The organism is Acidovorax temperans, assembly GCF_006716905.1.
GTDB classification, from domain to species: Bacteria; Pseudomonadota; Gammaproteobacteria; order Burkholderiales; family Burkholderiaceae_C; genus Acidovorax; species Acidovorax temperans.
This window is the reverse complement of sequence record NZ_VFPV01000001.1, coordinates 853,888-865,000: the sequence shown is the minus strand read 5'-3', so window position 1 is coordinate 865,000 and position 11,113 is coordinate 853,888. Positions and strand designations below refer to the sequence as shown.

Here is an 11,113-nt window from a genome sequence, read left to right as displayed (position 1 = left end):
TTTTCTACGCAACGTTCATCGGCGTAGAGTGAGTCGGCCCCTAAGGCGAGGCAGAGATGCGTAGCTGATGGGAAACAGGTCAATATTCCTGTACCGATCAATAGTGCGATGTGGGGACGGAGAAGGTTAGCTCAGCCAACTGTTGGATATGTTGGTTCAAGCCTGTAGTCGTGCCTGGTAGGCAAATCCGCCGGGCTTAGATGAGGGGTGATAACGAGTCTGCTTGCAGACGAAGTGAGTGATACCCTGCTTCCAGGAAAAGCCACTAAGCTTCAGCTATTGACGACCGTACCGCAAACCGACACTGGTGCGCGAGATGAGTATTCTAAGGCGCTTGAGAGAACTCAGGAGAAGGAACTCGGCAAATTGATACCGTAACTTCGGGAGAAGGTATGCCCCAAGTAGGTGAACTCGTACAGAGGGAGCCCAAAGGGGTTGCAAAAAATCGGTGGCTGCGACTGTTTAATAAAAACACAGCACTCTGCAAACACGAAAGTGGACGTATAGGGTGTGACGCCTGCCCGGTGCTGGAAGATTAAATGATGGGGTGCAAGCTCTTGATTGAAGTCCCAGTAAACGGCGGCCGTAACTATAACGGTCCTAAGGTAGCGAAATTCCTTGTCGGGTAAGTTCCGACCTGCACGAATGGCGTAACGATGGCCACACTGTCTCCTCCTGAGACTCAGCGAAGTTGAAATGTTTGTGATGATGCAATCTCCCCGCGGAAAGACGGAAAGACCCCATGAACCTTTACTGTAGCTTTGTATTGGACTTTGAACAGATCTGTGTAGGATAGGTGGGAGGCTTTGAAGTGAGGACGCTAGTTCTCATGGAGCCAACGTTGAAATACCACCCTGGTGTGTTTGAGGTTCTAACCTAGGTCCATTATCTGGATCGGGGACAGTGCATGGTAGGCAGTTTGACTGGGGCGGTCTCCTCCCAAAGCGTAACGGAGGAGTTCGAAGGTACGCTAGTTACGGTCGGACATCGTGACGATAGTGCAATGGCATAAGCGTGCTTAACTGCGAGACTGACAAGTCGAGCAGATGCGAAAGCAGGACATAGTGATCCGGTGGTTCTGTATGGAAGGGCCATCGCTCAACGGATAAAAGGTACTCTGGGGATAACAGGCTGATACCGCCCAAGAGTTCATATCGACGGCGGTGTTTGGCACCTCGATGTCGGCTCATCTCATCCTGGGGCTGTAGCCGGTCCCAAGGGTATGGCTGTTCGCCATTTAAAGAGGTACGTGAGCTGGGTTTAAAACGTCGTGAGACAGTTTGGTCCCTATCTTCCGTGGGCGCTGCAGATTTGAGGAAGCCTGCTCCTAGTACGAGAGGACCGGAGTGGACACACCTCTGGTGTATCGGTTGTCACGCCAGTGGCATTGCCGAGTAGCTAAGTGTGGAAGAGATAACCGCTGAAAGCATCTAAGCGGGAAACTCGTTTCAAGATGAGATCTGCCGGGGCCTTGAGCCCCCTAAAGAGTCGTTCAAGACCAGGACGTTGATAGGCTGGGTGTGGAAGCGCAGTAATGCGTTAAGCTAACCAGTACTAATTGCTCGTGCGGCTTGACCCTATAACTTTGATAGCCAATGCACTTCAGTGCAAAAGCTCAAAGATTGTTATGCCAAGTTAGACGCAGTCAAATACAAAATCTGATTCCAAACTCTATGAATTCGCCAGGCTGTTCACAAAAACAGCCCAGCACCAAGTTATGCCTGATGACCATAGCAAGTTGGTACCACTCCTTCCCATCCCGAACAGGACAGTGAAACGACTTTGCGCCGATGATAGTGCGGGTTCCCGTGTGAAAGTAGGTCATCGTCAGGCTCTTACAGCCCGCATACCCCCCCTCTCCCTATGGAGTGGGGGGGTTTGTCTTATGGGCCTTTGATATTCACATTCACGTAACGCTTATACCCATAAGCCATCGGATATGCAGCTACAAGACATCCTGTTTTCGCAAGGGTTCGGAACCCGAAGGGTGTGTGCAGGGTTGGTTCAGCAAGGCTGGGTAGAGGTTAGTCTTGACGGACAGCCTTTTGATAAGTGCACTGATTCAAGTGCGGAGTACGAGCCTGAAGGTCTTCGGCTGCTAGTGCAAGGGCAGGAGTGGCCTTGGTGCGAAAAAGCTTATATCTTGTTGTACAAGCCGGCTGGAACGGAGTGTTCACAGAAGCCATCGGCTTATCCAAGTGTCTATACCCTGCTGCCTGCGCCATTGCGTCAGCGTCCTACAAAGAATGCCATCCAAGGAGTGCAGGCGGTTGGTCGGCTTGATCAAGACACCACAGGTCTGTTGTTGCTGAGCGATGATGGTCAATTTATCCATAGGATGACCTCTCCCAAGAAGCATGTGCCGAAGGTGTATGAGGTGACTACGAAACACCCCGTGGATGCTCGTCAAATTTCAAAATTGTTGGAAGGTGTCGTCCTGGATGATGACCCAACAGCTGTGAAGGCGGCGGGGGCTGAATTGATTGGCTCTCATCAGCTCAAGTTGACCTTGCTCGAAGGCAAATACCACCAAGTCAAACGCATGCTGGCTGCCGTGGGTAACAGGGTGGAGCAGCTCCACCGCTCACAAATTGGCGCATTGGAATTACCCGAGTCCTTAAAACCTGGTGAGTGGATGTGGCTGGGGAAAGAGCATTTGCGCGATTTGGGCTTTCAAGGCTGAGAGACGCCTTGGTTGGTATTAGGGCGACGATTTCATTCATCAAAAGGTCGTTTGTGGGTTCCTTTCTCTCATCCCGATTTCTCTTCTTCTTTTGGGCTTTTGTTGCGCTTTCTAGTTCGGCATTCGCGTCACAGACGACGCCATTGTTTGTTCTGAACTCGTTGGATGCCAACGTCAGTGTGATCAATCCTGTGACATGGGAGGAGATTCGCAGAATACCGACCGGTAAGGAGCCGCATCATCTGTATCTCACGCCGGACGAGCGTTCGATCATTATTGCCAATGCGCTCAGCGATACATTGACGTTCATTGATCCGCGGACCGCTGAGGTCCAGCGAACTGTTCGTGACATCGTCGATCCCTACCATCTTCGATTTACCCCTGACATGAAGTGGCTGGTCACTGCAGCCAATCGGCTGAACCATGTGGATTTTTATAAATGGGATGGTAAAGAGCTGACCTTGGCGAAACGGGTTGCCACGTCTCGCACGCCGAGCCATATCTGGATTGATAGCAAAAGCACCACTGCTTATGTGTCGATGCAGGACAGTGATGAGCTGGTTGCGATGGACATTGCGACGCAGTCGATCCGCTGGCGTACGAAAACAGGCGCCATGCCTGCCGATATTTACGGCAGCCCTGATGACAAACGGCTTTTTGTGGGGTTGACCGGTAGTGACAGCGTGGAGGTTTTTGATGTGAGCGGAGCTCAACCTTCAAGCATCAAAAGAATAAAAACAGGCAGTGGTGCACACGCTTTTCGCGCCGCGGGCGATAAGCGCCATCTCTACGTGAGTAACAGAGTGGCCAATACGATCAGCAAACTGGACATGCAGCGACAAGAGGTCGTGGACACTTATCCTGTTCCAGGAGGGCCTGACTGTATGGACGTCTCTGCAGACGGTCGCTTTATCTTTGTCAGTTCACGTTGGGCCAAAAAGATGTCTGTGGTGGATACTGTGGAGAAAAAAGTGATCAAGCAGGTACCGGTAGGTAAGTCACCTCACGGTGTCTGGACTTTGCAGCACGCGCCACGTTAATAATCTGGCCAAATGCTCTCCATGCGCTTTCTGCTCTGCGTAGCTGGAGGCTTCGCACTTGCCGGGTTGTATCACTCGCAAGCATCAGCCACGCCTGCGCAAGACTGCAAGAAGCCCGTTTATTTGACCTTCGATACCGGGCACATGGCCGTTGCACCGGTGATCGCAGATATCTTGGCGAGGCAGAAAGTGGTGGTTACCTTTTTTGCCGCCAATGAAAAGACGAAAGAGGGTGACGGTAGCCTCGGTGAGCATTGGGGGGGCTGGTGGCGTGAGCGGGCGAAAGAAGGGCATGAATTTGCTCCTCACACTTTTAACCATGTTTACTGGGTTGCGGATGCCGGTAAGGATGCATTTCGGGTGAAACCTTCGGCGGGCTCACGGCAGGGAGAGACCTACATTCTTGACCGTAACGGCTATTGCGAAGAGCTTTCACAATCTTCTCGTAGGCTTCATATGCTCACCGGCAAGTCACCTCTGCCATTGTTTCGAGCACCGGGTGGCAGGTTATCTCCATCTCTCGAACTCGCGGCCAAGTCATGTGGGTACCGGCATGTGGGATGGGCCGCAGCCGGTTTTTTGGGCGATGAGCTACCAAGCGAGAAGTTCAGTAATGCCATGTTGCTCGACAAGGCGCTGCGTGGCATTCGGTCTGGAGATATCTTGATGGCGCATTTGGGTATATGGTCCAGGCGAGACCCTTGGGCTCCAGCAGTACTGGAGCCTCTTATCGTTGGGCTCAAGCAAAAGGGCTTCTGCTTCAAGACTCTCAAGGATCATCCTCAATTGGGTATAGAGCAGGCTTTTTGAGTCCGCGGAATTTCCACTTCAAAAGAAGGATGCTGTCGTATGGATTGGGTTGCCGGCGTTTTTGACGCCGCCCAGCAGTGGGTGTTTGAAAATACGATTCAGCCGCTACTGTTTATGTTGGGTTGGGGCGGAATTCTGGAGTCCGGCTATGCGGCGGCTGGGTGGTTGCTGGTGGGTACGCTTCAGATCGCGGTGATCTGTCTGGTTATTGGGCCTCTGCAAAAGTGGAAACCAGTGGAGCCCGTAGTGAATAAAGCTGCAGTCCGGGTGGATGTGCTCTACACGCTCATTCACCGTTTGGGGGTGTTCCGTGTCGCAGTCTTTTTTCTGCTGATACCTCTCATGGACTCGATGTTTGGTGCGCTTCGCCTCATCGGCTTCAGTCCATTGCAGCTAGATGGTTTGCTTCCCGGAGTCACGGATATTCCTTGGGTTAGCCTGCTGATCTACCTGGTTGTCTTTGATTTTGTGGATTATTGGATTCACAGAGGCCAGCACCATTTTGAGTGGTGGTGGAAGCTGCATGCGCTACACCACTCTCAGCAGCAAATGACGATGTGGACGGACAACCGCAACCATTTGCTTGATGACGTCCTACGCGACATCATCTTGGTCGTAGTAGCCCAGTGCATTGGAGTCGCTCCGACCCAGTTCATCGCCATTGTGGCTATCACCCAATTGAGTGAGAGTTTTCAGCATGCCAATCTTCGCCTGTGGTTTGGCTCCATCGGCGAGCGGCTTTGGATCAGCCCTCGATTTCACCGCAGGCACCACAGTATCGGCATAGGGCATGAAACCGTTCAGACCCCCAATGGTGGCAAGCTCGGCCACCCCGCTGATGCCAGAAAGGTTGTCTTGGGCGGGCACAACTTTGGTGTGCTGCTTCCCTGGTGGGACATGCTGATGGGGACGGCCAATTTTGAGTTGAGATATGACCCTACCGGTATTCGAGACCAGGTCGAGCCCGATGCACATGGCCGCGTACGTGACTACGGAAAAGGCTTTTGGTCTCAACAATGGCTCGGCATCTGTCGATTGTTGGGACGGGCATAGGTGGATAGGTGCACGCCAGATCTGCGCGTTATGCTTGCGCCATGGGTTTGCTCTTTGATTCTTTTTGGCGAGCCGCCGCATATTGTTTGCGGCCGCGCGTCATGCTGCTGTCTGTAGTGCCGCTGCTGTTGATGGCGTTGCTGGCGCTGGTGTTGCAACATTTTTATTGGGATGCCGCTGTCCAGGGAATGGCTTCATGGCTGGACGATTCCACCCTGCTGGCAAGCATGCTGTCGTGGCTGGCGTCTTGGGGCCTTGCCAATGTGATGGATTGGCTCGCTCCGTTGATGGTGGTCTTGCTCGCTTCTCCGGTGTTGGTAGTCGTTTCCCTCTTGGCCGTCGCCTTTCTGATGACGCCCGCCCTGGTGAATATGGTGGCCGTTCGGAGGTTTCCGTCTCTAGAGCGAAAGCAGGGCGGTGCTTTGCTGGCCAGCATTTCGTGGTCGCTGGCTTCCACGGTGATGGCACTCCTGGCATTGTTGTTTTCTGTGCCTTTGTGGCTGGTTCCCCCCCTGGTACTGGTATTACCGCCTTTGATATGGGGATGGCTAACTTACCGGGTGATGGCTTTTGACGCGCTGACTGAGCATGCCAGCAAGGACGAGCGCAGAGAGGTGCTGCGACGCCATCGGGTCACCCTGCTGGGCATGGGGGTCCTGACGGGCTACCTTGGGGCTGCTCCCAGTATTGTGTGGGCCTCGGGTGTCGTGTTTGCCGCAGCGTTTGTGGTTCTCTTGCCGTTGGCCATTTGGATTTACACGCTGGTTTTTGCGTTTTCATCGCTGTGGTTTGCCCACTTCTGCTTGCAGGCGTTGGCGCAATTACGTGCCGCCAATTCTGCGGTGGGCACCGCCGCTCCTGTGCGCGCCTCAAACGGTGCTGCTGTACCGGGCGCGCCAGGGCAGGCGCAGCCTCCACCAAGCCCCCATCAACTCGATTGAAATCTATGGCTCCCTCTTTTGGTTTGATCATCGTCGGCGACGAGATTCTGTCGGGCAAGCGTGCGGACAAGCACCTGCCCAAAGTCATTGAGCTGTTAGGGGCGAGAGGCCTTGCGCTTTCTTACGCCGACTACGTGGGCGATAACCCAGAGCGACTCACTGCCACTTTGCAAAGGGGATTTGCATCGTCAGACGTTGTTTTTTCCTGTGGAGGCATCGGGGCAACGCCGGATGACCACACCCGCCAGTGCGCGGCCAAAGCTTTGGGCCGTGAGCTGGTGCTACATGACACAGCTGCAGCCCTGATTCGCGAGCGGATGCAAGACGTGGCCAAAGAACAAGGCGTTGCCTACGAGCCTGAGCGCGCCGACAATGTGCACCGTCTGAACATGGGTGTATTTCCCCAGGGCGCAGAGGTGATTCCTAACCCGTACAACAAGATTCCAGGGTTCAGCTGCACCAGCCCCGCGGGCGGAGTGGTGCATTTTTTCCCAGGTTTCCCCGTCATGGCGTGGCCCATGATGGAGTGGGTGCTGGACCAGCACTATCGCCATCTTTTTCACGTGGCTCCGCAGGTGGAGCATTCTGTGATCGTGCTGGGTGCCATGGAGGCTGCCCTGACGCCCCTCATGGAACAGGTGGAGCGTAACCATCCCGGTCTGCGGGTGTTCAGCCTGCCCAGTGTGGATCACCCCCAGTACGGACGCCATATTGAACTAGGGGTGAAAGGCCCCCAGGATTTGGTTCCTGCCGGCTGGACTGCGTTGCTGCAAGGTCTGCACGATATTGGTGCGGATATGGGCCCCGAGTTGGTGCGAACCTTGTAGTGCTTGCAGGCTTCACCGCGTGCGAACCTTTTTGGTGCAATGTGTTGTGCGCTTCTCGCAGGGGCTGCGTGCACTGCGCCACCGTAGTGCGGGATTGAGTGCGGCTGGCACGCAACCTGCTTAGTTTCAGTATATTTTTCAACAAGCGCTTTACCCAGGAGAACCTGATGGCCAAGACCGTTGCAGATGTGATGAAGATGGTGAAGGAAAACGAAGTCAAGTTCGTTGACTTCCGTTTTACCGATACCCGTGGCAAGCAGCAGCACACCACGGTGCCTGTCTCTCACTTTGACGAAGACAAGTTCATTTCGGGCCACGCCTTCGACGGCTCTTCGATTGCCGGCTGGAAGGGTATTGAAGCCTCCGACATGCAGCTGATTCCTGACCCGAGCAGCGCCAACATCGATCCCTTCTTTGAAGAAACCACGCTGATCCTGACCTGCGATGTGATCGAGCCCAGCGATGGCAAGGCCTACGACCGCGATCCACGCTCCATCGCCAAGCGCGCCGAAGCCTACCTGAAGGCTTCTGGTTTGGGCGATACCGCCTACTTTGGTCCTGAGCCAGAATTCTTCATCTTCGACGGCGTGCGCTGGAGCACAGAGCCCAACCACACCTTCTACGAAATCGAAGAGTACGAAGCCCCCTGGAACACCGGCTCCAAGCTCGAAGGCGGCAACCGCGGCCACCGTCCCACCGTCAAGGGCGGCTATTTCCCCGTGCCTCCCGTCGACAGCACGCAAGACATGCGCGCCGAGATGTCCCTGATTCTCGAATCCCTGGGTATTCCGGTTGAAGTGTTCCACCACGAAGTGGCAGGTGCTGGCCAGAACGAAATCGGTACCCGCTTCAGCACGCTGGTCGAGCGCGCTGACTGGACCATGCTGCAAAAGTATGTGATCCACAACGTGGCCAACGCCTACGGCAAGACCGCCACCTTCATGCCCAAGCCTTACCACGGCGACAACGGCTCCGGCATGCACGTGCACCAGTCCGTGTGGAAAGACGGCAAGAACCTGTTTGCTGGCGACGGCTACGCTGGCCTGTCTGACTACGCCCTGTACTACATCGGCGGCATCATCAAGCACGCCCGTGCCCTGAACGCCATCACGAACCCTGGCACCAACAGCTACAAGCGCCTGGTTCCTCACTTCGAGGCGCCTGTGAAGCTGGCGTACTCTGCCAAGAACCGCTCCGCTTCGATCCGTATTCCTTACGTGGCCAACCCCAAGGGCCGCCGCGTGGAAGCCCGCTTCCCCGATCCACTGATGAACCCCTACCTGGGCTTTGCCGCCCTGTTGATGGCGGGTCTGGACGGCGTGGAAAACAAGATCCATCCCGGCGAAGCCGCGACGAAGGACCTGTACCACCTGCCCCCAGAGGAAGACAAGCTGGTGCCCACCGTGTGCCACAGCCTCGACCAAGCGCTGGAGCACCTGGACAAGGATCGCGCGTTCCTGACCAAGGGTGGCGTGTTCACCGACAGCATGATCGACGCCTACATTGAGCTGAAGATGGCTGAAGTGACCCGCTTCCGCATGGCCGTGCATCCCGTCGAGTACGACATGTACTACTCGCTGTGATTGCCCGTCTTGGGTGATCAACCAAAAGGCGGCTTCGGCCCAATGCCAGTCAGTTAAGCCCGCAGGCGGCTTGATCCAGTAAAAGGGAGCGTGTTCAACACGTTCCCTTTTTTGCTTGATGAGCCTGCTTGCAAACGCCTTGCGCCAGACCCTGCCCCGAGTACCTGATCGCCTCGAGCAGCTCAGCGCGTTGATAGACCCTGCCTGGATCGCACAGGCGCTGGGGACCAGCGGCAAGGCCTCCATCCGCCGGCGCAAGCTGCCTGCCGAACATGCCGTGTGGCTTGTGATCGGACTGGCGCTGTTTCGCGACCGGCCACTGTGGCATGTGGTGCAGCAGCTGGATTTGAGCCTGGATGGACAAGCGCCGCCTGCACCGAGTGTCAGCGTGCAAGCCCGCCAGCGCCTGGGCGAGGAGCCTTTAGCCGAGCTGTTCGCTCTACTGACCCAAGCCTGGAGCCGTCCTGCGGTGAATGTGCGCCAGCCACTGCGCGTACTGGCTGTGGATGGTGTGGTCTGGTCGGCGCCGGACACCCCTGAGAATCGAGTCGAACTGGGCAGCTGCAGCAACCAGCATGGCCTCTCGCCCTGGCCGCAGATCCGCGCCACTTGCCTGATGGACACACACAGCCACGAAATGCTTGATGCCAAGCTCGGCGCCATGGACTGCGGCGAATTGAGCCTGGCAGCGCAGTTGCGCGGCGAGGATCACTCCGTGACCCTGTTTGACCGAGCGTACTTCTCGGCAGCGTTCTTGTTGGACTGGCAGGCTGCGGGTACGCAGCGCCACTGGTTGATGCGCGCGCGGGACAATCTGCGCCATGAGATCGTCCAGCAACTGGCGTGCGGCGATGCGCTGATCCGCATGCCGGTGTCCCCACAAGCGCGCAAGGCACACCCGCATCTGCCCAGCCACTGGCAGGCACGCCTGATCGAGGTGAGCGTGGGTGGACGGCTGCGCCGCTTCATCACATCCTTGCTGTGTCCCCGCACGCATCCGGCGCAGGAGCTGGCCGAGCTCTACCACCAGCGCTGGGAGATCGAGTTGGGGTTCCGGGAGATCAAGCAGACCCTGCAGGAGGGTGAGCCGGTGCTGCGCAGCAAGCAGCCCGCGCTGGTGCGCCAGGAGCTGTGGGGCGTGCTGATCGCCTACACGCTGCTGCGCCGCTGGATGCGCGAGATGGCAGCGCACGTCCAGGTCGAGCCCCAGCGCATCAGCTTCCACACAGCCAGCTACGCCATCGTGAACTTACTGGCGGTCCCCAGCCTAGACTCTGCGGGCACCTTGCCCAAGCAGTTGGCAGCCCTGTTGGCGCAATCGCGACACTTCGTGCTGCCGCCACGCCGCACTGGGCGCAGCTTCCCAAGGGTCGTCAAAAAACGCGCTTCCAAATTCCCAACGAAAAAAATGCCAGTCAGCTCTTAACTGACTGGCATTGGGCTCCGGCCGCCTTTTTTCTTGGGGCCTCTGTTTCGAGACGCCTGCCCGGGTGTTTGCAAGCGTTGCATCCTCACACAAATCCCTCCGTGACGTGGGCGGCGCTGCATTGGCTATGAGCAGCGATTGGGGGATACTCCAAGGCAATCCTGCATGAGCAGTGCGAGGAACTCTATGAAAAAAACGCTACTTACCCTGTGGATCATTGCGGCCTTGCCCGTGGCCGCTTTTGCGCAAGACCGAATCTATCGCTGTGGAAATGAATACACCAACAACGCCACGCAGGCCAAAGAACGTGGCTGCAAGTTGGTGGAGGGCGGCAACGTCACGGTGATTCAAGGCTCACGCCCCTCGGGCGGCGGGGGCGCTGCGTCCGGTGGTGGGGCGTCTGCCGCATCATCGTCATCGGCCACGTCTGCCTCCCCAGCTGGCGCACCGCGGGTGACCAACAACGACCAGCGCGCCCGCGACTCCGATGCCCGCGCGATTTTGGAAGCCGAACTGCGCAAAGCCGAAGCCCGCCATGCCGAGCTGGTCAAGGAATACAACGGCGGCCAGCCAGAGCGCAATGCGCTGGATTTGCGCAACCCCCAGCGCTATATGGAGCGCACGGCAGAACTCAAGGCTTCCGTGGCGCGCAGCGAGAGCGATATTGCCGGTATCAAGCGTGAGCTGAGCCGTTTGCCCGCCAACTGATTCTGACCCGTGAGCACTTCCACTGCGGCTGACGCCAACCAG

The 11,113-nt window shown here is 56.6% G+C and carries 9 protein-coding genes and 2 rRNA genes (1 of these 11 cut by a window edge); all 11 read left to right on the top strand.

From position 1 onward, the window contains the following. A 23S ribosomal RNA gene (locus BDD18_RS04260) occupies nt 1-1,579 on the top strand; it begins 1,300 nt to the left of the window's first position. A gap of 141 nt (nt 1,580-1,720) precedes the next feature. Then, nucleotides 1,721-1,833 (top strand): 5S ribosomal RNA (rrf, locus tag BDD18_RS04255). 106 nt (nt 1,834-1,939) lie between these two features. Continuing rightward, nucleotides 1,940-2,683, top strand: coding sequence for a 16S rRNA pseudouridine(516) synthase (locus BDD18_RS04250; protein WP_142081576.1), 744 nt, complete (start codon nt 1,940-1,942; stop codon nt 2,681-2,683). Nucleotides 2,684-2,736: 53 nt separating this feature from the next. Beyond that, nucleotides 2,737-3,723: a YncE family protein gene (locus BDD18_RS04245; RefSeq protein ID WP_142081575.1), complete on the top strand. Its 987-nt coding sequence runs from the start codon at nt 2,737-2,739 to the stop codon at nt 3,721-3,723. Nucleotides 3,724-3,735: 12 nt separating this feature from the next. Then, complete coding sequence (locus BDD18_RS04240; protein ID WP_066695607.1) at nt 3,736-4,533, top strand: polysaccharide deacetylase family protein; 798 nt, start codon at nt 3,736-3,738, stop codon at nt 4,531-4,533. A 39-nt stretch (nt 4,534-4,572) separates the two neighbouring features. Continuing rightward, nucleotides 4,573-5,586, top strand: a complete 1,014-nt coding sequence (locus tag BDD18_RS04235) for a sterol desaturase family protein (protein ID WP_142081574.1) — start codon at nt 4,573-4,575, stop codon at nt 5,584-5,586. A 41-nt stretch (nt 5,587-5,627) separates the two neighbouring features. Further along, a complete protein-coding gene (locus tag BDD18_RS04230) occupies nt 5,628-6,527 on the top strand; it encodes an EI24 domain-containing protein (RefSeq protein WP_142081572.1) in 900 nt (299 codons plus the stop codon). A gap of 5 nt (nt 6,528-6,532) precedes the next feature. Then, the gene (locus tag BDD18_RS04225; RefSeq protein ID WP_142081570.1) at nt 6,533-7,354 is read left to right on the top strand and encodes a competence/damage-inducible protein A; all 822 of its coding nucleotides are present in this window, start codon (nt 6,533-6,535) and stop codon (nt 7,352-7,354) included. A gap of 167 nt (nt 7,355-7,521) precedes the next feature. Further along, nucleotides 7,522-8,937, top strand: a complete 1,416-nt coding sequence (glnA, locus tag BDD18_RS04220; RefSeq protein ID WP_142081568.1) for a type I glutamate--ammonia ligase — start codon at nt 7,522-7,524, stop codon at nt 8,935-8,937. Between the two features lie 118 nt (nt 8,938-9,055). Further along, nucleotides 9,056-10,363: an IS4 family transposase gene (locus tag BDD18_RS04215; RefSeq protein ID WP_142081566.1), complete on the top strand. Its 1,308-nt coding sequence runs from the start codon at nt 9,056-9,058 to the stop codon at nt 10,361-10,363. 186 nt (nt 10,364-10,549) lie between these two features. Next, nucleotides 10,550-11,071: a hypothetical protein gene (locus BDD18_RS04210; RefSeq protein ID WP_044402801.1), complete on the top strand. Its 522-nt coding sequence runs from the start codon at nt 10,550-10,552 to the stop codon at nt 11,069-11,071. The last annotated feature ends 42 nt before the right edge of the window (nt 11,072-11,113 follow it).